General features: G+C 47.6%; 24 protein-coding genes and 1 tRNA gene. 13 read left to right on the top strand and 12 right to left on the bottom strand.

Going from position 1 to position 25,054, the window contains the following annotated elements; all coding sequences use genetic code 11:
* Positions 1-535: 535 nt before the first annotated feature.
* On the bottom strand, positions 536-1,066 hold the full coding sequence (ilvN, locus tag NG796_RS02010) for an acetolactate synthase small subunit (protein WP_015146637.1): 531 nt from the start codon (positions 1,064-1,066) through the stop codon (positions 536-538).
* Between the two features lie 559 nt (positions 1,067-1,625).
* Here ilvN and NG796_RS02005 point away from each other — a divergent pair.
* On the top strand, positions 1,626-2,012 hold the full coding sequence (locus NG796_RS02005) for a BON domain-containing protein (protein ID WP_261204243.1): 387 nt from the start codon (positions 1,626-1,628) through the stop codon (positions 2,010-2,012).
* A gap of 294 nt (positions 2,013-2,306) precedes the next feature.
* Here the strand turns inward: NG796_RS02005 and NG796_RS02000 are convergent, their stop codons facing one another.
* Both NG796_RS02000 and NG796_RS01995 read right to left on the bottom strand, forming a co-directional pair.
* On the bottom strand, positions 2,307-3,746 hold the full coding sequence (locus NG796_RS02000) for a cation:proton antiporter (protein ID WP_261204242.1): 1,440 nt from the start codon (positions 3,744-3,746) through the stop codon (positions 2,307-2,309).
* Between the two features lie 298 nt (positions 3,747-4,044).
* On the bottom strand, positions 4,045-4,857 hold the full coding sequence (locus NG796_RS01995) for a carbon-nitrogen hydrolase family protein (RefSeq protein WP_261204241.1): 813 nt from the start codon (positions 4,855-4,857) through the stop codon (positions 4,045-4,047).
* A 2-nt stretch (positions 4,858-4,859) separates the two neighbouring features.
* On the opposite strand from NG796_RS01995, the gene NG796_RS01990 reads away from it, so the two are divergent.
* The 7 genes from NG796_RS01990 (at position 4,860) to NG796_RS01960 (ending at position 10,359) form a co-directional block, all read left to right on the top strand.
* Positions 4,860-5,000: a hypothetical protein gene (locus NG796_RS01990; protein ID WP_261204240.1), complete on the top strand. Its 141-nt coding sequence runs from the start codon at positions 4,860-4,862 to the stop codon at positions 4,998-5,000.
* Positions 5,001-5,628: 628 nt separating this feature from the next.
* A complete protein-coding gene (locus tag NG796_RS01985; protein ID WP_261204239.1) occupies positions 5,629-5,847 on the top strand; it encodes a hypothetical protein in 219 nt (72 codons plus the stop codon).
* Between the two features lie 329 nt (positions 5,848-6,176).
* A tRNA-Pro gene (locus tag NG796_RS01980) sits at positions 6,177-6,250 on the top strand.
* A 631-nt stretch (positions 6,251-6,881) separates the two neighbouring features.
* On the top strand, positions 6,882-7,673 hold the full coding sequence (locus NG796_RS01975) for a Tic22 family protein (RefSeq protein ID WP_261204238.1): 792 nt from the start codon (positions 6,882-6,884) through the stop codon (positions 7,671-7,673).
* Between the two features lie 84 nt (positions 7,674-7,757).
* Positions 7,758-8,687, top strand: coding sequence for a peptide chain release factor N(5)-glutamine methyltransferase (prmC, locus tag NG796_RS01970; RefSeq protein WP_261204237.1), 930 nt, complete (start codon positions 7,758-7,760; stop codon positions 8,685-8,687).
* 23 nt (positions 8,688-8,710) lie between these two features.
* Positions 8,711-9,322, top strand: a complete 612-nt coding sequence (locus tag NG796_RS01965) for an L-threonylcarbamoyladenylate synthase (protein ID WP_261204236.1) — start codon at positions 8,711-8,713, stop codon at positions 9,320-9,322.
* Between the two features lie 11 nt (positions 9,323-9,333).
* Positions 9,334-10,359 (top strand): sensor histidine kinase, encoded by a 1,026-nt coding sequence (locus NG796_RS01960; protein ID WP_261204235.1) that lies wholly within the window; start codon positions 9,334-9,336, stop codon positions 10,357-10,359.
* Here the strand turns inward: NG796_RS01960 and NG796_RS01955 are convergent.
* From NG796_RS01955 to rpsF, 5 genes are all read right to left on the bottom strand, one after another.
* Positions 10,316-10,789, bottom strand: coding sequence for a GNAT family N-acetyltransferase (locus tag NG796_RS01955; protein WP_261204234.1), 474 nt, complete (start codon positions 10,787-10,789; stop codon positions 10,316-10,318). The two genes, NG796_RS01960 and NG796_RS01955, sit on opposite strands and share 44 nt — an antisense overlap.
* Before the next feature lie 629 nt (positions 10,790-11,418).
* Complete coding sequence (gene hemB, locus NG796_RS01950; RefSeq protein ID WP_261204388.1) at positions 11,419-12,408, bottom strand: porphobilinogen synthase; 990 nt, start codon at positions 12,406-12,408, stop codon at positions 11,419-11,421.
* A 238-nt stretch (positions 12,409-12,646) separates the two neighbouring features.
* Entirely contained in the window at positions 12,647-12,934 is a 288-nt protein-coding gene (rpmA, locus tag NG796_RS01945) for a 50S ribosomal protein L27 (RefSeq protein WP_015146648.1), read from the bottom strand.
* Between the two features lie 141 nt (positions 12,935-13,075).
* Positions 13,076-13,459, bottom strand: a complete 384-nt coding sequence (rplU, locus tag NG796_RS01940; RefSeq protein WP_261204233.1) for a 50S ribosomal protein L21 — start codon at positions 13,457-13,459, stop codon at positions 13,076-13,078.
* A 211-nt stretch (positions 13,460-13,670) separates the two neighbouring features.
* Positions 13,671-14,000, bottom strand: coding sequence for a 30S ribosomal protein S6 (gene rpsF / locus NG796_RS01935; RefSeq protein WP_261204232.1), 330 nt, complete (start codon positions 13,998-14,000; stop codon positions 13,671-13,673).
* Between the two features lie 766 nt (positions 14,001-14,766).
* On the opposite strand from rpsF, the gene NG796_RS01930 reads away from it, so the two are divergent.
* On the top strand, positions 14,767-15,558 hold the full coding sequence (locus NG796_RS01930) for a fumarylacetoacetate hydrolase family protein (protein WP_261204231.1): 792 nt from the start codon (positions 14,767-14,769) through the stop codon (positions 15,556-15,558).
* Between the two features lie 55 nt (positions 15,559-15,613).
* Here NG796_RS01930 and NG796_RS01925 read toward each other — a convergent pair whose 3' ends face one another.
* From NG796_RS01925 to NG796_RS01915, 3 genes are all read right to left on the bottom strand, one after another.
* Positions 15,614-16,087: a Tic20 family protein gene (locus NG796_RS01925; protein ID WP_261204230.1), complete on the bottom strand. Its 474-nt coding sequence runs from the start codon at positions 16,085-16,087 to the stop codon at positions 15,614-15,616.
* 246 nt (positions 16,088-16,333) lie between these two features.
* Positions 16,334-18,697, bottom strand: coding sequence for a C39 family peptidase (locus tag NG796_RS01920; RefSeq protein ID WP_261204229.1), 2,364 nt, complete (start codon positions 18,695-18,697; stop codon positions 16,334-16,336).
* A 488-nt stretch (positions 18,698-19,185) separates the two neighbouring features.
* Positions 19,186-19,626 (bottom strand): peroxiredoxin, encoded by a 441-nt coding sequence (locus tag NG796_RS01915; protein WP_261204228.1) that lies wholly within the window; start codon positions 19,624-19,626, stop codon positions 19,186-19,188.
* A gap of 383 nt (positions 19,627-20,009) precedes the next feature.
* Between NG796_RS01915 and NG796_RS01910 the strand changes: the two genes are divergently transcribed.
* The 4 genes from NG796_RS01910 (at position 20,010) to NG796_RS01895 (ending at position 24,529) form a co-directional block, all read left to right on the top strand.
* Positions 20,010-20,423, top strand: coding sequence for an Npun_F0494 family protein (locus NG796_RS01910; RefSeq protein ID WP_261204227.1), 414 nt, complete (start codon positions 20,010-20,012; stop codon positions 20,421-20,423).
* A gap of 27 nt (positions 20,424-20,450) precedes the next feature.
* A complete protein-coding gene (gene cobQ / locus NG796_RS01905; protein WP_261204226.1) occupies positions 20,451-21,932 on the top strand; it encodes a cobyric acid synthase CobQ in 1,482 nt (493 codons plus the stop codon).
* Between the two features lie 104 nt (positions 21,933-22,036).
* Positions 22,037-22,276, top strand: coding sequence for a 2Fe-2S iron-sulfur cluster-binding protein (locus tag NG796_RS01900; protein ID WP_261204225.1), 240 nt, complete (start codon positions 22,037-22,039; stop codon positions 22,274-22,276).
* Between the two features lie 441 nt (positions 22,277-22,717).
* Positions 22,718-24,529 carry a CBS domain-containing protein gene (locus NG796_RS01895; RefSeq protein WP_261204224.1) on the top strand — a complete coding sequence of 604 codons (1,812 nt, stop codon included), beginning with the start codon at positions 22,718-22,720 and terminating at the stop codon, positions 24,527-24,529.
* A gap of 28 nt (positions 24,530-24,557) precedes the next feature.
* Here the strand turns inward: NG796_RS01895 and NG796_RS01890 are convergent, their stop codons facing one another.
* Positions 24,558-25,007 carry an SRPBCC family protein gene (locus tag NG796_RS01890; protein ID WP_261204223.1) on the bottom strand — a complete coding sequence of 150 codons (450 nt, stop codon included), beginning with the start codon at positions 25,005-25,007 and terminating at the stop codon, positions 24,558-24,560.
* Positions 25,008-25,054: the final 47 nt, after the last annotated feature.

The raw sequence follows: 25,054 nt of genomic DNA, 5'->3' as shown, positions 1-25,054 counted from the left end.
TCCCACTTGTTAGCTGGTTTTAGCATAACCTGGTCCATAGGGAGTCGTCATCAGTAGGAAATACTTATTTGGTGAGTTCTGTCAGTGCGCCTGGTACCCCAAATGTGCGATCGCAATCATATCTTGGCCTCGGTTTTATCACCTTCCTCTGCTTATTTCCAGAATAAGCTAAATATAGAACCAACTGAGGGAGGTTTTTGCAATGGCAAACCAAACCAAACCACTCCGACAGAATCCCTTTATGACCTATCGCGACCCCGACACAGGGAAATGGTTGGTTGTGAAGCAACAACAACAACAGGCAGCATAAGGCGTAATCCGTTATCACTGTTCCTTGAGGCGGGATGATTCACAGGTGCGCCTTGAGTTGTTACCCAATTTTTTGAGTTGATTTAGAGAAAAAAAATTTAGCGATCGCCTTGCAATAAACCGGCGATCGCCCCAAGAGTGGGTGATTGAACTCCCTGCAACAGGCACAGGTTCAATCAACCCACTGCTTTTTTCATTGGAATCTGATGAATTGCCGACACCGGCGTTAAGAAATTGGAAACATTTTCGCTTCCAAAGACTTGAGAAACTCCGTATTCACCCCAGATTCACGAGTCAGAGCAATTTTACCCGTGCGGGAAATTTCCCGGATACCGAACTTGGCGAGCACCTGGACGATCGCCACCATTTTACCCGGATCTCCAACTACTTCAATAATCAGGGAATCTTCCGCTACGTCTACCACCCGGGCTCGGAAAATTTGAGCCAGTTCCACAATTTCAGGGCGGTTATTGCTGTTCGCATTCACCTTCAGCAGCATCAACTCCCGTTCCACACAGGGAGTCTCCGTGATATCCTGCACCTTGATCACATTAATCAGCTTATACAGTTGTTTCGTAAGCTGTTCAATCACGCGATCGTCCCCGGGTACTACCATCGTAATCCGAGAAATGCCTAATTGTTCGGCGGGACCCACCGCCAGACTTTCGATATTGAACCCGCGACGCGCAAATAGTCCGGCGATCCGGCTCAAAACACCGGCTTCATCTTCCACCAAAACCGAAAGAGTATGTTTCATAGGACAAAAGCGACCCAACCAGGGCGATCGCTACTATTTTTTGTATTCCATTCAGTCTATGCCAGCTAATTTTATCCTGACCTGCCGGGGTAACCCCAATTTTTTAAGAAAATCCTCAACTCTGGTCATTTATGCTTGGGACCACTGACCCCCCATCTTTCTCGGGAAACCCCCAACCTGTAAGCATTGCCGATTCATAAATTCCCAACCCTGACCCCGTTCTAACATGACCCCCCCTAGGCGATTTTCGTTTGATGCCCTTGCGGAATGGAGTTTCGGGACAGGCTGTTTTCCGGATCCCCAGAATCTCCCCCGAAAAATGCCTCAGTTCCCCTACCCAGGGACCTGATTCCCCATCCTAGCCCGGGCTGCTAGGGTGCTGGAGAGTTAATAGCGCTACAATGATAGCGACTATCGGAAGATAGCATGGGGCGCGAACAAGGATAAACAGCAGCTTGCTCTAGTAACTGCCTGAGAAATCCTCCTAGAGATGGAATAGAACCACTCTGAAGTTCGCATAAAATCTGGAAACCCTTAAAAATTTAGGAGTCAATGACAAATGGGTTTGTTACAAAAATTATTCAATCTCGGAAAACCAGACAAATCTAAAGAGACAACGGTTCAAGCCCCCCCAGCCTCAAATCCTTCTGCTCCCGCACAGAACTATACGGTTCCTGCCGCTCCCCAAAAGCCGGACATTCCCCCAGAACGTTTAGGATTAAATGGGGAATATGACGATAGCGGCCTCGCCAAGCGTGTTGCCCTCGCCATTGATGAAAATCCCAGTACCACTGATTTTGACCGTCTCTGGATCGCCCAAACTGGCAGCACCGTAGTATTCAAAGGAGAAATTCCTTCCCAAGCCGATTTAGATCGAGTGGTGGGAATTGCTCGTGGGGTTTATGGCGCAAAAGATGTCAAAACCACTGAAGTGAAAGTTGGCTAATTTTCCCCTTTCGGGAACTTTAAAATAGAACAAATTTCAAACTAGCGAGCCTCTTGCTCGCACTGCAGGGGTATAGCAACGCTATACCCCTATCTTGTTTGCATTGCCAGAATATGGGTTCCCTGATAATTTCCCACAGCAGGGTTCTCTAAAAAATAATGAGATAGGCTATCTACAATGAATGCTAACCCTTGAAAAGGGGTGGATAGGGTGCGTCAGAACTTCTACATTACAAGGGGTAACCTTTCGCTCTGACGCACCCGACAATCCCGATTTAGAGTGAAAATCGCTGGCTCATTTGGGAGCAGATCCAGCACTTTCCGTTTCGGGTAATGGATCTTTAAAGGCAACGCGCAGCAATGGGGGTGCTACAAACGTTGTTAGAATCACCATCATAATAATCGCCGCTTCTAAGGAGGGAGAGAGTGCGCCACTGGCGACTCCAACCCCAGCAAAGACTAATCCAACTTCCCCTCGGGGAATCATGCCGATGCCGATCGCCAGTCGGTTGATGCCCGGTTGACCAAAAACGGCAAACCCCGCCAGCACCTTCCCCACCATCGCCACCACAATCAGAAACGCTGCAATAATCAGCCCTTCCCGATTACTGGGAACCGCCGGATTGAGAACCCCCAGATTAGTTTTGGCACCGACTACCACGAAGAAAATCGGAACAAAGAAATCCGCCAGGGGAACCACATCTTCCTGCAGTTCCTGTTGTTTTTCCGTTTCCCCAAGAACTAACCCAGCAGCAAAGGCCCCGAGAATCGCTTCTAAGCGAATTGCCGCACCCACATAAGAGAGGACAAAAGCAATAATTAGCGCCGTAATCAGCAAAGGTCCACGGGTTTTGAGTTCTTTGACAAAGGCCACATAATAGGGACTCAGAAAACGTCCCAGGAGAATGACGCCGATTAGGAACGCACCGGCACTCACAATCAGATAGGCAATATTGGTGATTTCGACTTCACCCGTTTTGACTAGACTGGCGACGACAGCCAAGACGATAATCCCGAGGATATCATCGAGTACCGCTGCACCAATAATGATTTGACCTTCTTTGTCACCCAAACGGCCAATTTCAGCCAGAACCTTGGCGGTAATCCCAATACTGGTTGCAGTCAGGGCCGCCCCGGCAAAAATAGCCGGGATGGTAGCGACATGAAACAGGCTAATTAAGCCTAGGGTCCCCGCGCCAAAGGGTAGGACAACCCCAACCACGGCTACGACTGCTGCTTGGGGTCCGTATTTAATCAGTTCTTTGAGTTCTGATTCCAGACCAATTTCAAACAGCAAAATGATCACCCCAAGTTCTGCCAAGATTGCAATGACTTCACTCTGGGCGGCAAAGGTGGCAGCGAGGGCTTCGGGTTCTAAACTGGTGGTGCTTTGCAGCAAGTTCATAATCACTGAACTGCTGGCATCTTCCCCGCCTTCGGGGAAAACAACTAGCTTGAGGACGGAAACCCCAATGAGCACACCGCCCACAAGGTCACCTAAAACCGGAGGCAGGTTAATCCGTGCACAAATCTCGCCCCCTATTTTGCTGGCGAGGTAAATGACGACCAAACTCAGTAGCACTCCCGCTACGACGATCGCTTCGTCTACTTTTACCGAATGAGCGGCTGGGGCCACTTCGGTTCCTGCGGTTGCCAGCAGGGGTAGAGTTTGGTCAAGGAAGGAAGAAAAAAGCGTTGGGGTGAGGGAATTCACCAATGTAAGGGTCTCTGCCATTTATTTTGCAGAACTCGTCCTGTCTAATGTACCTGTTTTGTTTACAAGACTGACGCCCTCGACCTCAGAACCCAAGTTTCCAAGTCATGATCAGACTCTTGATCCGGGTGGTGGTCCGAAAGGGTCAGCCTTGATTTATTGTCTTCTTATTGTCTTCCCATAAGGAGCGAGTCCGATCGCAAAATATCTTATGGTTACTATAATCACGAAGGGGTTTTCAGGTCAGAGGACGAGGGGCAAATTTAATGAGATGTCTTTTGCAACTCGGGTTACGGGTTTTAATGGCAGGACCGCTGAGTTAAATAAAAACTCGGTGTTGCAAAGAGGGCATTTGCCGACGGACTTGTTCGAGGCGCGAGGGGCTGATTTCGGCGATCGCCACTCCGGGTTTGTCTCCGGCATCGGCTAAAATTGCGCCCCAGGGGTCGATAATGAGGGCGTGACCGTGGGAATGTCTCATGCCGTAGTGCCGCCCAGTTTGTGCCGGGGCGATCGCATAACAGGTATTTTCAATCGCCCGCGCTTGGAGCAAAATCTGCCAATGATCTTTGCCGGTATAAGCTGTAAAAGCAGCCGGGACAAATAAAACTTCTGCCCCTTTGTAAGAAAGATGGCGATACAGTTCGGGGAAGCGCACGTCATAGCAAACTGATAATCCCAGAGTGCCGAGTTTTTCTGAATGATAAATCGGTGGGAGGGCTTCGCCTGCTTTAACGGTACTCGATTCTTGGTAGGTGTTCCCATCAGGAACGTTGACATCAAATAGATGGACTTTTTGATACCGTGCCACTTCCTGTCCATTGGGTTCTACCAGGATGGCGGTGTTATAAACTTGACCTTGATTCACCGGAACCGGAAAGCCACCCCCGAGGATGGTTACCTGATACCGCTGTGCCATTGTTTTGACAAATTTTTCGCTTTCAAGGGCGATCGCTTCAGCTTGATGAACCTTTTCTGATTCCTCTCCCAAAAACGAAAAATTCTCCGGTAACCCGATCAACTCGGCACCCCGGCGCACAGCCAGATCGATCAGTTCTTCTGCCTGAGCCAAGTTTTTGGCAAGGTCCGGCACGCTGGTCATTTGAATCGCGGCAGCTAGGTAAGATTTCATCTATGCAACTCGAAATTTTTAGCAGGTTAGGAGGGTCTGGCTCTAGTGGGTTGGATAGGCGGTGCGATCGCCCAGAGATTGCCTCCATATCAATGGGCTGGCGATCGCCGGACAATCCCCAAAAGCGCGATCGCACTGACTAGATAGACTTCCTAATTGATCCCCAATTTTATCAGAGATTTAACCCACCCAAACACTGCCTCCTCACCGCCTAAACCGTTATCTCCCCCACCCTGAAGAAGCACCCCGATTTTTTATAACAGATTCCCAATTATTTGCCCTTTTTAATCATAAAACTGTCTGAATGTCAATCACCTCGTCTCTCCCCTGTGGAGACTGAGTTAACACCGCAAAATTTCTCCTACTTCTCAACCCATTCAACTCCCCAGGTTGGGTTTAAAAAGTCTTAACTCTACCCATTTATTCTAAACTTAATTTATTTAAAATTAGGATGTATATCTTTAATTTATCTGTAAATTTCATTAAATTTATTAACAATTTTATTGTTCTGTATTTTGATTTTTAAAAAACTTAAAGGCAGCTTTAATCGTTTAAATTAGTTTGGCAACTTAAAACCAGCTTGTTGCCTCAATAGTGGCTCTATTTTTCAAAAGAATCTATATCTAAAGGAGGATAATGTAACTTCTTTATTTCTTTAGATAGATTTTCCGTCGGTTTATTTCCAGTGAGGAAACAAGAAAGAACTTGGGGTGGTCATCGATTTTCAGTAGGGGATTTTTGACAAAATAATGTAATTAGGAGTACATTTTTATGAATCTAATTAGCCAAATCGTAGAGCAGGCATTGGCGACGGGTTACCTTAGCCTTGAAGCAGAAGAAGATCTCCGTTTGTTGTTACAACAGACCCAATATGACCTCCAAGATTTTCAGGCGTTTATGGTATTGCAAAAGGAGGCGATGAAAGGTCGCGTTAGGCAAGAGTCTCGGGAGTTATGGCAATCTCATCGGCATCTAACCGCAGCAGTGTAACCTCAACCGAAATAGTCTGAATATCTGGGTTATTGATGTTTTTACCCTGGATGGGGCTTGGGGAGAAAATGGAGTCTAGTCCAGGGGTATCGCATGGGGTGAAAAACCGGGTTTAAGCTAAGCCAGGGGTTGCTAAAGTTGTTCAATTGCTGAAGGGGGCGATTTCAAACGTTTCATCCGATTAGGTTGGGTCTCTACCTGTCCCCTCGAAGCGGGATTGTCGGGACACAGACCCCTATCAGAGGTTTATCCCCTGCATCTTTCCCCCTCCCCAAAATAAAGTCTTGACTTTTCCCGGGAGGATCATGCTATAATTAAAACTGACTGTCCGGGATGTAGCGCAGCTTGGTAGCGCGCCTGCTTTGGGAGCAGGATGTCGCAGGTTCAAATCCTGTCATCCCGATTGCATCTACTTCGTCAATAACATGAACCAGGGGTTTAGAGTCTTCCTCATGAGAGGGCGTAGGTCGTACCCAGGGTGCGATCGCCTTCCAACCGGCAGAAAGAGGAGGATATCTAAAATTACCCCTGGTTTTTTTGGTCGCATTTTGTCGCTACAGAAAAATCAAACGATTGGGATGAGTATCCCGAAGAGGATGATAATAAATTGCCAGCCCTTTATAATAGACTGCATTTATGATAATTGGGCGATCGGCAAATTCCAAAACAGATCTATGTGGTGACAGGAGATTCGAGCAGGAACCCTGTAGAGGAGGCTACCTCCTATCTTAACGGATAACGGAACTCTTCCCTCTTTACAATAGTCCTCGAAACTACCAATTGGGTTGCCCATAGAAACGCTACAGATAGATAACAACCCGGATCCGTTTCCATTCTGTAATTAGGGGAACATCTGTTGTAGATTGAGCCAGGAGCAAGCGATCGCGCAAGCTTGATTATCTAAAGCTTAGGCGATCGCTCCCAAAAAAAGGCGAAAGAACAAACCCAATCCCTCAAAACAATTAACCTAAAACCCATTGAGGTTTGATGTGTTGAATCAAGTTAATCAACTGGTATCGCTATCAGGTGTCAAAATGAAATTATTAGTACGCTGGAGTGCAACTCTCGGTTTAATGGGAAGCGTTCTTCTGGGGCAATTGCTACCCGGAATGAATCGGGCGATCGCATTGCCCGCGCAAGAAATCATGAAAAAACTAGAATCAGTCCTAGTTTTTACGGTTACGAACGCAGAAGGTACGCCCTTAATTGCATCGGTTACCAATGATGAGCAGGAAGCTTCGATCGCCAGCTTCTTTATGAGTCAACGGGATGCCGAACAGTTTGTGCAAAAAATAGAACAACAAAATCCCGATTTAGCAGGCAATACTCAAGTTGTACCCGTTTCTCTGGCTAAGGTTTATGAATTAGAACAAGCCAATGCCAATAATCCCGAGCGCGTAGAATTTGCCTTCATTCCCGTCCAACAAGAGGTGCAATTTGCCGCTGAAGAACTCCAGCAGGAAGGTCAGGAAATTCCGCAATCCAATGGAATGCCTTTATTTAATGGCGTACCGCTCTTTTATGCAACAATTGGCCCACAACAAGGCTATTTGACCATTGAACAAAACGGTCAGCAAATGATTCCCATCTTTTTCAATCGAGAGCAGTTGGAATCGATGTTAACCCGGGTGCGGCAACAACAGCCAGATTTGGCACCCAGCATTGATGTTCGGGTCAGTAATCTGGATAAAGTTATCGAAGAGTTAGAAAATAATAATGACCCCGCAGTAACCAAAATTGTCTTGGTTCCTTCTACGGAAACCCTGGAATATCTCCAGTCAAGACCCCAACCTGAACCGGCCCAACCTGCACCCGCACAACCCTAACTCAGGCAGGGTGTACCCTTGACGAAAAGACCCGGAACGATTGATGCTAGGGGAAACGATCGCAGATAAAGGACTAAACAATCGATGAGCCGTTCATCTGATCGGGCAGTTTCTGGCTTAGAACTGTGGCAGTGGCGTCAGGAAGCGCGCGCCGCTGCCGAAGCTGCCAATGTGCCGGTGGAGGAGCTAGATTGGCTACTACTATCGGTGAGCGATTTGGATAAATTAGCCCTGCGTCTGGACTCCTACAAAGGGCGATCGCAAATTCCCCTCAATCGTCCCTTGGCCCAACTCAAGGAACAGTGGCAACAACGAATTAAGGACCGAGTTCCGGTCCAATATCTCGCCGGGGTGACCCCCTGGCGAAATTTTGCTTTAGGGGTGAGTCCGGGGGTCCTGATTCCCCGCCCGGAAACCGAGTGGGCCATTGATTTAGCGGTGCGATCGGCTCAATCCCTGTCACGCCCGCACCCGGAAACCTGCTTAATGGAGGGAAATTGGGCAGATTTGGGGACTGGCAGTGGGGCGATCGCCCTGGGTCTAGCGGAAGTCTTGCCAAAGGTCACCCTTCATGCGGTGGACCGTTCAGAAGCGGCCCTGGCGATCGCCCGTGAGAATGCATTAAATCTCGGATACGGCGATCGCATTCACTTTTATTACGGATCCTGGTTTGAACCCTTACATCCCTTCCAGGGACTCAACCGACTCCGGGGCATTGTCTCCAACCCCCCCTATATTCCCACCGCCATGCTTGGGGAGTTAGAACCAGAAGTCGCCAACCATGAACCGGCGATCGCCCTGGATGGCGGACCCGATGGATTAGACTGCATTCGCCATCTAATTGCTACCGCACCAACTTATTTATGTCCCGGTGGACTTTTGCTCTTGGAAATGATGGCGGGACAGGCCCCTGACGTCAGGGAGTTACTACAAGACCAAGGCAGTTATACCCAAATTGAGATATTCTCAGATTTAGCAGGGATTGAGCGATTTGCCCGAGCTTACCGCAGTTAACATTGAGGGTCCTAAACGCCACAATGACAGCAGTTTCAGAACAAGTCTTAATTGAGGCAGCCCTGGGGGGCCAGGTCGTGAGTTTTCCCACAGATACGGTCCCGGCATTAGCCGTCCTGCCGAATCGCGCTGAGTCCATTTTTGCCGTGAAACAACGCAGTCTGGATAAACCCCTAATTTTGATGGGGGCCACAGAAGCAGACCTCTGGCCTTTTGTCCGGAGTACAGAAACAGAGTTGCAAATTTGGCAAGAGGTCGCAAACCGACATTGGCCCGGTGCGTTAACATTGGTTTTACCCGCTTCTGCTGCGGTCCCCTCGGTGATGAATCCAGTTGACCCGACTACCATTGGGATTCGAGTTCCTGATCAGGCGATCGCCCGCCGGATTTTGGCTCAAACTGGCCCTTTAGCCACAACCAGCGCTAATCTGAGTGGGGAACCCCCGTTGCGAACAATGGCAGAAATTGATTTGAAGTTTCCCCAAGTGGTCACTTTGGAATGGGAACAGTCGGAACCGAACGCGACGGCCAGTGGGGTCCCTTCTACGGTGGCAAAGTGGATAGGGCCAGGTTGGGAAATTCTTCGTCAAGGTGTCATTCAGTTAGACTCAAACAGCGAGGATAGGGGGAGATAAGCGGGGATGCCATGTCTCTTTTAACCGCAATCAGCGTTCAGGAATTAGGTTGGAATTTCGGGCAAACTATGGACTGGATCTATTGGATCTATGCAATCGGTGCCGTGGGTTTTGGGTTTGGGAGTGGATGGCTGATGCGATCGCGCTACCGTCCCAATCCGAGTACCCCTTTTTCCTCAAGTCAAGATAAAAAGTTAGGAGATTCTAACCTATCGACTCGCCTCAAAGAGACTCAGCTTGATTATCTGCTGACTCGTCAAATGTGTCAGTTTAAAGCCGGTTTTCTGTCGCGAATTTCTCATGAATTGCGATCGCCTCTCAATAGTTTAATCGGCGTTCATCAATTAATTTTAAGCGATTTATGTGATAATCCAGCGGAAGAACGCGAGTTTTTGGTCCAGGCCAATAACTCAGTTCACAAGATGATTCAAATGCTTGATCGCATTATCGAAGTCTCTCGGATTGAAGAAGGTCGCAATCCCCTAAAATTGGAAATCTTGCATCTGGCGGATGTGTTTGAAGAAGTCCATTATTTGACTGAACTCCAAGCCGCAAACCGCAATATTTCCTTGCACATTTCTCAACCTGACCCCAAAATTTGTATTCGGGCGGACCAACGATGTCTGACTCAACTTCTAGTTACCTTTATTGATCTGGCGATTAATCCTCTTGGGAATGGTCGCATCGGCATTTCTGCAAAGGTTTCTCCGGGTTCTGGATCAAGCCAATCAATGCAGAGTACAACCCCGGAGGGTAATGTGATTATCTCCATAGATCTTCCCCTGCCGCCTCATTGTTTTTCTGAACCCCTGGATTTTCTGCAACTCCAAAAAAACCGCAAGGAACGGACTCCGGAAACTGAGGTAGACCTCTCTCCGGGTACAATTTTGATGATGAATCAGAGCATTTTGGAACTCATGGGCGGCCATTTAGAAAGAGTTGAAGCTCCCCCGGTACCGGAGGAGCTTCGAGGCGCAGAGGTTTCCGAAATAACTAGGCTTCAATGCTCGCTTCCACGAGTATTTCACGAGTCATAAGTTCTTCCGTGAAATTTTTGTTATTGTAGAGGACCATTGTCGTGGTTGAGTTTTCCTCAAACCCGATTCGTTCATAGAATCGTTGTTGATGAGTGGTCATCAGATAAACTCGCTCAACGCGATTCATCCGGGGATGGCTTAAGAGCGTTTCAACTAATTTCCGACCTAATCCCACCCCTTGATATTCTGGGTGAATGATTACATCCCAAATCGTAGCGCGATAAATCCCGTCCGAGGTGGCGCGAGCTAACCCAATCAGACGCTCTCCTTCCCAAACCGTAATTACGGGATCACTGTTGGCGATCGCGATGGCTAAATCCTCAATTTTTCGCTCTCTCGCCCAAAAAGCGGTGAGTTCAAATAGCCGTTTAAGCTGTTGGATATCTACATCTTCTTTGCGATCGCGAAATTGAATGTGACTGCAATCCATCGTCGTTTTCCTACTCACTTGATCTCTAGGTTTATTGACAAATCGCTCTTGAAATTGAGTGCTTTCTACTCTTTAACGCTATGGGTCAGGAAGTGACCCCAACTCAGGGTATTAATGGAAAGGTATAAGCTTTTGTGAATGAGAGGGGAGTATCGTTCAGCTCCTGCACTCCACGAAAGTTTCCTGGTTTTTAGGAAAGCTGAAAATAAGTGTCCCACTCCAACAACAAGAACTGGCTGTTTTCTCTCCCCCTCGGCAGTCGCGTTATAAAGTCGAAGCCAAAGGGTTCTACTGTTGATTTCTAAAATCCGATAATTTTTAATCGTATAACTATTTTTATAACATAACTGATAAATTGACTACCTTAATTTCCATTTTTTATATCATAATTTCTTGACATTTTGCACCAAAAGCGGTAACAAATAGTCCGACAGTTGTCTAGGGTGATCAACCCTTCCGGTTCAGGGAATCTCGCGGATTGCACAGGGGTGACGAGTGGGCTATTTCAGACCACTCCCCTACAAAAATTCTGCACTCTGATATCCACCGTCAAAATGCCCTTAAGGCTGGGGCTGCAAAAATAAAGCCCGCACAGGCGGGCTAAAACAGGGTTTTTGGAAACCGATCGCTTAGGACTGGTTTGCCAGCCAACGGGCTGCATCTTTCGCATGGTAGGTGAGAATTAGGTCTGCACCCGCCCGCTTGAAGCCCGTTAAGGTTTCTAGGACCACTCGTTCCTCATCAATCCAGCCATTGAGGGCAGCGGCTTTAACCATCGCATATTCCCCAGAAACGTTATAAGCGGCAACGGGCAGGTTGCTTGCCTGTTTGACGCGCCAGATAATATCCATATAGGCAAGGGCGGGTTTAACCATGAGCATATCGGCCCCTTCCTGGATATCCAGTTCAATTTCGGTGAGGGCCTCGCGACCATTGGCCGGATCCATTTGATAGGTGCGCCGATCGCCAAATTGTGGAGAGGAATCGGCGGCATCTCGGAACGGGCCATAATAGGCGGAGGCATATTTAGCCGCATAAGACAGGATGGGGATATCTTCAAATCCCGCCCGATCTAATCCCGACCGAATTGCCTGAACAAAGCCATCCATCATCCCTGACGGTGCGATGATATCTGCACCCGCATTCGCTTGGGCGATCGCCGTTTTCTTCAACAACTCCAGGGTGGGATCGTTGAGCACCCGCCCCGTTAAGTCGCCCACTTCTAAATACCCACAATGTCCATGACTGGTGTACTCACACAGACAGGTATCCACAATCACCAGGAGTTCGGGAACTGCTGCTTTCACCGCAGCCGTTGCTTTCTGGACAATCCCACAATCATGCCATGCACCAGTTGCCTCGGTATCCTTGTCCTCGGGAATGCCAAACAGGATAATAGCCGGAATGCCCAAATCATAGACTTCTTTAGCTTCTTCAACAATTTTATCCACCGAGAGTTGATAGACTCCGGGCATGGATGAGACTTCCTTGGCGACGGATTCCCCGGGGACTGCAAAGAGGGGATAGATTAAGTCGCTGGTAGTGAGGAGATTTTCTCGCACCATTCGGCGGAGTTGGGGATGCTGACGCAAACGGCGAGGGCGATGAGTTGGAAACATATCTGAATTAAGGAAGGAATACGCGACAGTTTCAAGATTTAAGTCTAGAGTTATCTGGCGATCGCTGGCGCATTTAGTTACGTTTTGTAACATCTTGTTTTCTGGGCGATCGGTGAGTTATTGGGAGTGGAGTCCCGCTATGAGCATCTCCGGGGGTGGTTCAGAAAAAAGCAGGAAAAAAAAGGGCAGACGCGATCGCATCTGCCCTTTTTTAATCCCTTGGACTGGATTAAGCCATTTATGCTTCCACTGCCACGGGTTCTGCCGTTGCTGCCACTGCATAAACGCTGATTTTTTTACCACTCTTGCCCTTGCGTTCAAAAGTGACAACCCCATCAATCAGGGCAAACAAAGTATCGTCACTGCCACGCCCGACATTTTGTCCAGGGTGAAACTTGGTGCCGCGCTGACGAACTAGGATATTTCCGGCGCGGACGACTTGACCCCCGTAGCGCTTGACGCCAAGACGCTGGGCATTAGAGTCACGTCCGTTGCGTGTACTACCCGTACCTTTCTTATGAGCCATAGTTCCTCTGTGTTACTTCAGTCATTTCAGGATTGAATGCTGGGAAGGGGTAGCACCGGGAAGGGCTGAATGGGAGGGTCCGTTGTCCGGACTGCGCCATCGCTGATGCCCCTCCAACTGACTCCTCGATTCCCTCTGTTCTTATTCTGCCTCAGTTGAGGAGGTAGATGAAGCGGGGGTATTATTTTCCGCTGAGGCTAACACCGCCCCATTCAAGCTGATCGAGTTGATCATCAGCCGAGTGATTTCTTGGCGATGTCCGCGTTTTTTGCGGGTTTTCTTTTTGGGTTTCATCTTATAGACGATCACCTTGCGACCCCGGTAATGCTGCATGACGGTCGCTTGGAGGGTCGCACCTTCTACAAAGGGTTGACCGATATGAACCTGATCCTCATGCTGAATCAGTAAGAGATTTTCCAGGGTAATGCTTTCTTCGGCATCTACGGGAAGTAACTCGATGTCGTAGAAACGACCGGGTTCTACTCGTAATTGTTTGCCGCCGGTTTCGATAATTGCGTAAGTCATAGAATTCTGGTGGAGTGTGCCGTACAGGTAGCCGGTTGATCGGTCTATAGATGAGCGATCGCCCCAGCTTTTATCAGGGCTGAACCTGATCCGAGCTTAATATAGACAGCCAATCTTTTATGGTTGCACGATCGCCGATCGCCTGTCAATGAATTGGCCTGGGCGATGGATGCAACAACTTGGAGGGTAGGGTTCCTAGGGTTGCAAACGATTAAGCGGTTGCCTCAACCTCTTCTTCCGCCTCGACTTCCCGAACAGGTTGCTTGATGGTGAGATAGCGGATCACGTCTTCACTCAACCGCATGGCACGTTCTAAGGGGGCTACTTGGCTGCCATCACATTCATAGTTCATTTGAATGTAGATGCCATCGCGATGCTTGCCGATTTCATAGGCAAGACGACGTTTACCCCGGTGTTGAGTCTCAACCGTGGTTACACCATTTTCTTGTAAGATGCCTTGATATTTGGCGATCGCCCCGTCGGTGAGTTCCTCACCGAGGTCGGGACGCAGGATGTACATGGTTTCGTAAATATACCGCATGGAAGGGAATCTCCTTATGGACTAAATGGCTTCTTCGCTCTTGGCGCGATCGCCCGCAGATCTTGTCAAACTGGCTGGTGTTCGGCCATTCTTGTGAAGAAGCAAGGCATGACAAGGTTTAGGGAGTCTCTCCCTTTTCGCCTTGATTTTACGCGCAATTTTTTATCTTATCATATCGATTTCGGATTTCTGCACCCTTGCAAAAAAACTCCGGTGACATTTATGGCAGGCGATCGCCTTGGACAGTCCGGTGATACCAAATCCGGTTATAAAAAGTCGATTTTCTCTTGAGCCCGCCTGTGCGGGCTTGGTTTGTTTAGCCCCACCCTTCAGGGGTTTTTTATAGATCTTTCACAATATGAGTTACAAACGAGGGAGTTAAAACTTGGGAGTGCGCACATCTTGCTTGCTATCGTCGCAACAGCCAGCAAGATGCGCCCACTCCTGTGCTGCTTTTTTATTAGATACCTGAACTCAGCACTCCGGGAACCCCTCTATCCACCCTCTCCCGAATTTGCTATTTCCCTCTTGTAGTCACAACAACCCCAAGGGAGAGTGATAGTTTTTTTATTTAACCGGAGTGGACTAATGAGATATTTTTTTTAGATGTGATGACAAAAGGAGATCTTTTTAACCCAACGACAGGATACCATTTGGGGCGATGAAGAGGGTGCTAAAGAAGTGCTTAAGACTAATTCTAAAACTCCTAAGACTAGGGTCAGAAGAGCCAAACATCACACTACGACAGAGGGCATAAATCAACGTTATGGCACAGCGCTACGTCCGAATCCAAACCCCAGAGGGACGGATTTACTATGGATTACTTCAATTGAGTAGAGGCGTTCAGTTGCTTGATGCGCCCCCCTGGTTAAAGGGACAACCGACTGAGCGGTTCCTAGAACCAGAAACGTATAGGCTTTTAGCGCCTTGCGTTCCGTCAAAAATTGTCGCCGTCGGCAAAAATTATGCAGATCATGCCGCTGAGATGGGAACGCCAGTTCCGAGAGAACCGCTACTCTTTTTGAAACCCCCCACTGCCGTGATTGCCGATGGAGACGAGATCGCCTATCCGCCTCAGTCTGAGCGGGTCGATTATGAGGGCGAATTGGCCCTTGTGATTGGAGAACGGTGCGTCGATTGTACGCCGGAGGAGGCAACCGCAAAAATTTGGGGCTACACGATCGCCAATGATGTGACGGCGAGGGACTTACAAAAACAAGATGGTCAATGGACCCGAGGTAAGGGATTTGATACCTTTTGTCCTCTCGGCCCTTGGATTGTCCGAGAACTCAGTGCAGGAGCCTGTTTACAGACCTTTGTCAATGACGCCCCCGAGCCGGTGCAATCGAGCATCATTGATAATATGGTGTTTCCTCCAGATGTTCTGGTCTCTTATATTTCTCAAGTAATGACTTTACTCCCAGGAGATGTGGTATTGACGGGAACCCCAGAAGGGATAGGGCCATTGCAAGTGGGCGATCGCGTCCGGGTCGAAATCGAAGGCATTGGCAGCTTAGAAAACACCGTTAGGCAACGCCTGACCCCATCGGCTCTCTAGTTAGTCGTCTGCTGCCTCAATTGCTGCACCAGCAGCCATCGGCTGCTGGTCAGTTCTAGGGAACCTGCATATGAACGGCTTCAGAAATCGTCGGAATTTCGGCATAGCGCCCCAACAAGGACTGCACCACAGAGTAAACCACCGCTGCGATCGTTCCCAAAAACAGCATATTAAACAGAGTCTGCACCGCTAAGGCAGGGAGGGCCTTTCCGAGCAGTTCCACTACAAAACCCGTGATAGCTAAAATAATATCGAGCAAAATCGCCTGCATGGTATTAAACCGAATGAAGCGGCTGATATTGTCGTTTCTAACTACAGCAAACAGCAGGACGAAAAAGATAATCAGTCCTGCAAATGGAATGCCATAATACAGGCTCATTAAAGGTTGTAGGGGTCTAAACAGATTGGCGAGAACGGGAAACTCTTGGAACAAAAAAACGCCAAATTGCACCCCCACAATCAAAGGCAGGAGGTAGGGCAAACTTGCAAAAATGCGATCGGGTACGGGGGTAGAACTGTTCCAACTCATCGATTTAATCTCCTGAGTATCAATGATTCATACTTAAATGCTTTCTAAGCTCAGGATAACGCAGCTAGAGGATTTGAGCGTTGAGATTTTAGATTTGAACTCCGCTGTGCCTTGATAACAATACCGGCTCAAGTCACGACATCTGGGGGCTAATAAACAAAGAAACGGGAGGGCGATCGCACCCTCCCGTTTTCAAATTTCACCTTTGATAGGGCATCCGTATCCTAGATTAGCCCTTGTTCAGACCTACTTCTGAATCGAATGAATCCAAACATTGCCATCAGGACCGCACACCTGGTCCATATAGCTGTAGGGATACATCAACCGGCGTCCTTCCGTATGGCTGTAACCCGTCAGTGCATCTCCCCAAGGGTCTTGCACAATAAACCCTTGGCGGTTATAGCCAATAATCGTGATGATATGCCCCGTTGCCGTAAAGTATCCGGCAATCACCACCGGACGGCGATTAATCAGCTCATTCTTCACCTCAGACCAGGTACTGGTCGTGATAAAGCGATGCTTGAACCCATAAGCGCGAACCAGCGCCGATAGAACACTGTGATCCGTTTGGGACCCGACTCCGCCATAGTTGAAACACCATTGCAACAGTTCATCCTCCAACTGACCCCCATGCTTAGACCGGAGGCCATAGTAATGAAACACCATCGCGATCGAGGTTACATTGCAGGTAGACCAATAGTACCGAGGATTATCCCGTTGGGAAAAATACGGCACATTCAGTTCGATTTGATTGGGAACTGGATCAAAGGTACGACCCCCACGCTGCATCAGCAGATGTCCCGGAAACAGATAACCCGTATTTCCAAACCCAGGAAACTCTTCGGTTAATGACGCTTTCAAATGTCCCGATTCGATCGCATAACTTGCCACCCCGTACACTCGTCCCAGGGGTAAAGTCACCTTATCCGTAGCACTCAACCGGGCCGCATCCACAGGTTGTTTCTTTAACGCCGTCGTCTCGCGAATTGTGGCTGTTAACGCATCGGAATCATAAGACACCACCTGATTGCGGTTCTTAATTTGAACGTGCTGCCAATACACATACCCCACATTGCCAAAACCGGGAATCGATTCACTCAAAGTTACCCGAAAATGGCCGGAGGTACAGGCATAGCCCGTAATTCCCAGGGTTTTACCCAGCAGCAACTCAGCTTTTTGTCCCGAAGAGAGATTCGCTGAATCGACAGGTTGCGCCTTAATTAACGTGGTTTTTGTCACCAACATTTGAGCAGGAGTTCCAGAAATCTGGACATCCTCAATATTAAAATTGAAGACTTTACTCCCTTTGCTGAGTTGAACATGACCTTCATAAAAATAGCCAAATTCACCGATGGGTTGAATCGGAGTATCAAGGGTGACCTTGAGATGACCATCTAACAATCCATAGCGGCTGACTTTAACGATCATTCCTGCCTTGACTAAGACTTTTTGTTGGGCGCTTAGACTGGCCGAATCCACAGGGGAAACCTTAAAAAAAGTATCCTGCTGAATTTTTAACGTTAAAGCTTCTCCAACTGTTGCTGGATCGGTGGTGACGGTAATATTAATCACGTCCGACCCAATTAGTTGACCTTTGGTATCGGTTCCTTTGAGGCGTAACCAGCGAGATCCCACGCCACTAAATCCGTTGTTGAGATCAACTTGCCAAGTCCCGGCACTGGGATTTAATTGGACCGGCAGGGAAAATTTATCTTCGGCGGATACGGTGACGGTGGCAATTTTTTGAGGGTCATAAGTGCCTTTGAGAATCACAGGCTTTTCAACTAAAACTTCCGTCGGACCTTGATAGCTGAGGCCAAACCCAGTGCTAATGGCGGCATTGCCCCGATTTAATTGCACAAAATCTGGGAAAAGATAGCCGGTATTGCCAAATTGTGGCAAGTTTTCAGTCAGAGAAATTTTTAAATGACCAGCTTCCATTGCATAGCTAGATACACCATAAATCTCACCGGATTTGAAGGAATATTGTTCTTCCGGGGGAAGTTGACTAGAGTCAATGGGTTGTTTTTTGAAGGGGTTATTTTGGCGGATGGTCAAGGTAATGGCATTGGGATCGTAGTCGATCGCTTTGCCATCTTTTTTGAGACTAACATGGGGATGATACAGATAACCACGGTTCCCAAATCCCGGAATTTCTTCGGAGAGAGAAACTAGAAAATGGCTAGAAATGCAAGCATAGCCGGTGATTAAAAAGGTTTGACCCGCTTGCAGTTCAGTTTGTTCGCGATCGCTCAGTTGCGAGGAGTCTTCGGGTTTGCCTTTTATTTTCGTAGTTTCAAGGAGGGTTAGCAACCCAAAACCTGGGGGGGGTTCGCTGGAGTTACCGCTGTTGAAGGTACAGTTAACCAGGTTGGGAATAAGTTCGATGTGTTTTTCATAAAAGTAGCCCGTTTCACCCACTGGGGCGATTCCTTTGGCTAATTGGACTCGGAAATGACCTTCGCTCAATTCATAGCTTTTAATTTCAACGGTTTCCCCTGCTTTGACTGCTACTTTATGGTTGGCAGTTAAGCTAGAAGATGAGGCGGTGGACACTTTTAAAAAAGTGTCTTGGAGAATTTTAAAAGTGAAGGAATTGCCTAAACTCATCGGTTCTGCTCACAGTAATATCAACAGGAGGAAGACTTCCTGCCTACCCCATAAGACCCTGTTACTTATGAGCGTATATTTTATCCGGAATAATCTTTTACCCTGACTGATCCTGATGAATTTAGGGGATTAATGGGGTGGCTATTAAATCCTCGGGACCAGAAACCGGCTTTTTGGCTGAATTTGCTGCGATTTACCAAAACTATTGAAAAAACCCGCTTTCTAACCTGGTTGGGTTAACAGAAAGCGGGTTTTTTGCCTAAATTTGTGGGAATTTGCCAAAACTATTGAAAAATCCGGTTTTTAGGCTTTATTTTACCCCCAAGGGAGTTAGAAATTAGGAGACTGCTGCCAGAATATCTTGAGCATGAATGCTGGTATTGACTGGCTCATAAAATTGAGCGATTTTGCCCTCGCTGCCGATCGCGTCAGTGACTCGCTTAGAAGAGTTGACACCCGAACAAGGCGATCGCCTTGGTTCGTCGATTCTAATGGATGGCAGCGAGAATATCGGGACCGTGTGTTTCAGTATTCAGATTGTCCCCTTCGTAAACTTGGGAGATCTTACCGATCGCATCAATGATGTAAGTGACCCGCTTAGAATAGGTGCCCTTTTCTACATCATAGGCTTTGGTAATGGAACCATCCGTATCCGCTAATAGGGGAAAGGGAAGACTAAATTTTTGAGTAAATTGTTGATGGGAAGCTTCATCATCTCGGCTGACTCCTAATATGCCGATATCTTTGTTTCTAAATTCGGAGTAAGAGTCGCGAAAACTACAGGCTTCTTTGGTACAGCCCGGAGTATCATCTTTGGGGTAAAAGTACAATACTAGGGTTTTTCCGGCAAAATCAGAGAGTTTGACGAGATTGCCATTGGTATCTCGGGCGGTAAATGCCGGGGCTGCTGTGCCAACAGGTAAGGTCATAAATGCTGTTTTTTCCTAACTTTGATTTCCAATAATTGTATCATCAAAGATGAATTTCGACAACCGAAAAAGAGTGGGGTAAGGGGGAGATTTCCGTACTAAATTATGTGAATAGGGAATGACTCATCACAATGGGAAAGGGTAGGGGAGGCGATCGCCTCTGGGGGAAGCCACTTCCTTAGTTGCCCCGGGGACTTTGGCGAATTTTTTATCAGGTTCGGGTGATTTTGTCAATCCGAATGAGACCCCGACAAGGAGTCCAATGAGGCGTGAGAGGGAAATCCGGTGGAGAGTTAATGCCGGAAGAAGCTCAACTTCAGGGCTAGAGAGGGTAAGATCGGAGTTAATCTAACCCGATCTAGGCTCTAGTCTTCCGAATCGCCATGACTGCCGTTCAACCCCAAAAAACCCACCGAATTGAATATCCCGAACGCACCTTAAAACGGGCGGCCAGGGGGATGAAGTGTTTGCCCTTTAAACTAGAATTATTTGTGACCATGCGCGATCGCAGTGTGCCTTTATTGGCAATCGTCGATTCAGTCGGCGTCCAAAATAACTATACGCGATCGCCTCAGAACGAACGCAGCGTGGAAAACGGCCTCTTGTGGCTGATTCAACTGGGTGTATTGCGTCGAGAAGTTGATGGGCAAGGGATTACCGATAGTTTCCGCCTGACGCCCTTGGGACGGCAACTGGTGGCGGGATGGGAACAGTCCCCGGGAGAAATTCCACCCCCATCCTGGAGCGATCGCCTTTATAATTTCCTCAATCGTTGGGTGCGATTTCCACTCTTTTAGCAAAACCACTGAGAAAGTTCTGCCATTATGAAAGCCATTATGGTTGTGGGGACCACATCCCACGCCGGGAAATCTGCGATCGCGACGGCCCTATGCCGAATCCTCTATCGTCGAGGGATGCGCGTCGCCCCTTTTAAAGGACAAAACATGGCCTTAAACGCCTACGTTACCCTCAAAGGCGGAGAAATCGGCTACGCGCAAGCGGTCCAAGCCTGGGCTGCGGGAATTTCCCCAGAAGTGGAAATGAACCCGATTTTATTAAAACCCCAAGGGGACATGACTTCCCAAGTTATTCTCCGAGGAAAAGCCGAGGGCCGAGTTGGTGCAGCGGAATACTATGAAAAGTTTTTTGATCGCGGCTGGAGTGCGATCGTTGAATCTTTAAATTCCCTTGCCAAAGAGTTTGATATCATCGTCTGCGAAGGGGCCGGAAGTCCAGCAGAAATCAACCTCAAACATCGAGATTTAACCAATATGCGCGTTGCCAAACATCTTAACGCGCCGACTATCCTAGTGGTCGATATTGACCGAGGCGGTGCCTTTGCTCATGTGGTGGGCACCTTAGCCTTATTAGACCCAGAAGAACGGGCTTTAATTCGTGGGGTGGTGATTAATAAGTTTAGAGGACAGCGATCGCTTCTGGACTCAGGAATTACCTGGTTAGAGGAATATACCGGCATTCCTGTACTCGGGGTAATTCCTTGGATCTCAGAAATGTTTCCCGCAGAAGACTCCCTAAGTTTATTAAATCCTCCCACCCACAAAGAAGAAAGCGAAATTACCATCGCAGTGATTCGCTTACCGCGAATTTCTAACTTTACAGATTTCGACCCCTTAGAAGCCGAACCGAGTGTAACGGTCAAATATATCAATCCCAAGCAATCTTTGGGCTATCCTGATGCAGTGATTATCCCCGGTTCTAAAACAACAATTGCAGATTTGCTCGTTCTAAAACAAACAGGGATGGCGGAGGAACTACAAAACTATGTAGCTGGGGGCGGCACTGTTTTAGGCATTTGTGGGGGATACCAAATGCTAGGCCAAGTAGTGGCAGACCCCGAAGGCGTTGAAGGGGTCGAAGGACGATTTGAAGGGTTGAATCTCTTGCCCATTAAAACCGTAATTACTAACCATAAAATCTCCCGACAACGGGTCGTTAATTCTAATTATCCCACCCCCGGTTTACCCGTTACGGGTTATGAAATTCATCAGGGTCGGACGCAACCGAGTGAACGGTTCAATGGCGCATTATCTCCCGATATTAAACCCCTATTTGATGATTTGAATTTGGGGCTGGTGGATAAAGAGCAATCGGTTTGGGGTTGCTACTTGCATGGGTTGTTTGATAATGGACCTTGGCGGCGGGCTTGGTTAAATCGCCTCCGCAATCAAAGAGGGTTAAAATCTTTACCCACTGGGATTGCTAACTACCGAGACCAACGAGAAGAAATTATTGATGCTTTAGCAACGATTGTCGAAGCGCATTTAGATTTAACCCCCTTGTTATAACGAGCAAATCCCTAGGTGTTCAAAGGGAAAAGAGAGAATGAGTCTGGGGCCGATCGCCTGGAGAAAAACCCAATGAAGAGTTACCCTTCACCGCCGCTAAAATTATGAGTGTAAATGTTATTTTTTTACCCGATCGCATTACCGTAAAAGCTGAGGTCGGAGAACCCCTATTAGAAGTGGCGAAACGGGCGGGAATTATGATTCCCACCGGATGTTTAATGGGGTCTTGTCATGCTTGTGAAGTCGAAATTGATGGCGATCGCACCGTTTGTTCCTGTATTTCCGGTGTGCCTGGGGGTAAAGAACAAGTCACCATTAATGTCTATATTGATCCCACCTGGTAAAGCATAAATCTCACCCGGTGCAATTCTCATCCTTCATCCCTTTCCCGCAATGGGAGAGGGACTTTAATTTTGCTCCCCCTCTCAACCCATCACAGAAGGGTTGGTATCATCAGAACAGAATTGTGGTATGCTGTTGCCTATCTAAATTGGATATTAGAAAAATATCAAACTCTTAGAGTGCGTCAAGCCTGCGTTTTTCCTCTGCTGTGCGGCTTCACTATGCCTACTTGTTTCATATCTTGCCGTTTAGGGAACAACATCCAGTTTAAATGCAGTAGCAGCTTAAATTGACTCAGAATCCCCCCTTTTGAGTTAACGGGTTAAAGATTTTAAATTTTAGAAAATTCTAGCTTATCTTAAAAGAAACACCCCAGGCGATTCCGATGCCTTGAACGGCGATCGCCCTTCTGTGCCGCCCCTTCAGTCTTCTGTCAAGTTACTATGCTGCAACCTAATTATTCATCCTTCTATTCCCCAGACTTAGAACAAGCAATCAACCGAGCGCCCATGCTTGTTTCTCCCGATACCCGCCTGATTGATGTCATTACCCAAATGGCTCATGCTAGGGCGAGTTGCGCCCTGACTGATGTGACTGCATCAATGGCATTCAGTCCCCTGGATGACGTAGGAGACGGCTGTGTATTGGTGATGGAGGGTGAGCAATTACGGGGAATTTTTAGTGAACGGGATGTGGTGCATCTGTGTGCTGCTGGGGTGAAAATTGTAGATATCACCATTGCCGAAGTCATGACGAAGGAGGTTATTACCTTACTTCAGTCCGAGTTTCGGGACCTGTTTCAAGTCCTCTCCCTGATGCAGAAACATGGGATTCGTCACTTGCCGATTGTTAATGAACGGGGCCAAGTGTTAGGTCTTTTAAGTCATGGTAGTATCCGAAAAGTGCTACAGCCGGTCAATCTCCTCAAAGCGCGATCAGTCTTAGAAGTGATGACTCGCGGGGTTGTGACGGCTCCTCCGACGGCATCTTTACTCTCCCTGGCGGAACTGATGTCCCGGAATAAGGTTAGCTGTGTGGTGATTACCCAGATGCCAGGCACCGTGATCCCTGACCTCCCCGAGGGTCCCCTTCACGGGGTCCCGATTTCTCCCCCAGGATCGGACCCTGAATCCCAGACTCGTGGGGAACCCGGACCCCTAGCTATTGGGATGGTTACAGAACGGGACCTGGTGCAATTTCATGCCCTGGATCTGGATTTAAACAGTACCTCAGCGGCGATCGTCATGAGTCAGCCCTTATTTTCCCTCAAAGCCAACGACTCACTCTGGAACGCTCATCAGATGATGAAACAGTGGTCTGTACGCCGGTTGGTCGTTGTCTCTGAACAAAGGGAACTGTTAGGAATTGTCACCCAATCTACCCTCCTGCAAGCCTTTGATCCAATGGAAATGTATCGGGTGATTGAGATGTTACAGCAATCTGTTGAAGAACAGCTTGTTGAACTCACCGAAACGAACGAACTCTTGCAAAAAGAAATTGTAGAACGTCAACAAGCTCAGGAAGAATTAAATCAGGCCCTTGCTAAAGAAAAGGAACTGAATGAACTGAAATCAAGCTTCACGTCAATGGTGACTCACGAATTTAGAAATCCCCTCACTTCGATTTTATGCGCCTCCCAACTCTTAGAAAGATTTGCCGATAAAATAACGGAAGAACAACGGTTTAATTATCTGCAAATGATTCAGAGAACCGCTGAATATATGGACCAAATGATTGATGATTTGTTAGTTTTGGGTCGGGTAGAAAATAAACAATTGGAGTATGAACCCCATCCCCTTGATTTAGTCAAATTATGTCAAGATTTGGTCGAAGAACGGCAATTTAGCGATACCCAAAGTCATTCTATTATTTTTCAGGCCGTCGGAGCGACTCACGATGCCTGTCTCGATGAAAAGCTCCTGCGCTACATTCTGGGCAATTTGCTCACCAATGCTTGCAAATATTCTCCTTCTAATAGCCCTATTTATTTTGATTTAATTTGTCAAGACAATCAGGCTATTTTTAAAATTCGCGATAGTGGGATCGGGATTCCCCTAGAGGACCAAAAACGCTTGTTCCAGTCCTTTCAGCGAGCGAGAAATGTGGGTACAATCCCGGGAACGGGACTGGGACTAACGATTGTAAAAAACTGCGTAGAAGCGCATCACGGTGAGATTACCCTAGAGAGTGAAGTTAATGTAGGAACGACCTTTACGGTAACGTTACCCTTAACTCCAGAATCAGTGGGTGATTGAGGGAGAATGTAGAAAGTTCCGGGTTTGATTACGGTTGAGCATAGTCGGCGATCGCATACTCCCGAAATCGTTCTAAATCCGCTTGAATCGTCGATTCTACCACGCGACCTAAAAACAAATTATCCATAATCTGTCCCAGAATTCCAGGAATGGCATAGGCGACGGTAAGCTTAACTACACTGCCTTCTTGATGGCGATCGTAAAAGCGAATTGCCCCGCGATTGGGCAATCCATCCACCGATTCCCACTGAATAATCTGGTTGGGAACAATTTTCAAAATTCGAGACAACCAACTAAATTCAAATCCCCCAGAGGCTAACTTCCACCGCGATAAATCTGGATCTTCCTCTAAAATTTGCACCGATTCAATCCATTTCATCCAGCGCGGCATCTGTTCTAAATCAGACCAGAGACCCCAGACATGATCAATCGGAGTATTGACTTCTACTAAAACGCTATGCTCTAGCCAATTTGTCATAAGAATTTAAAAGTTTAAATTAATAGTTTATCGGTTGAACTCGTTTT

Source organism: Laspinema sp. D2d (assembly GCF_025370755.1).
Taxonomy (GTDB): domain Bacteria; phylum Cyanobacteriota; class Cyanobacteriia; order Cyanobacteriales; family Laspinemataceae; genus Laspinema.
Note: the sequence above shows the minus strand (reverse complement) of the source record. Positions and strands in the feature narration are given on the sequence as shown.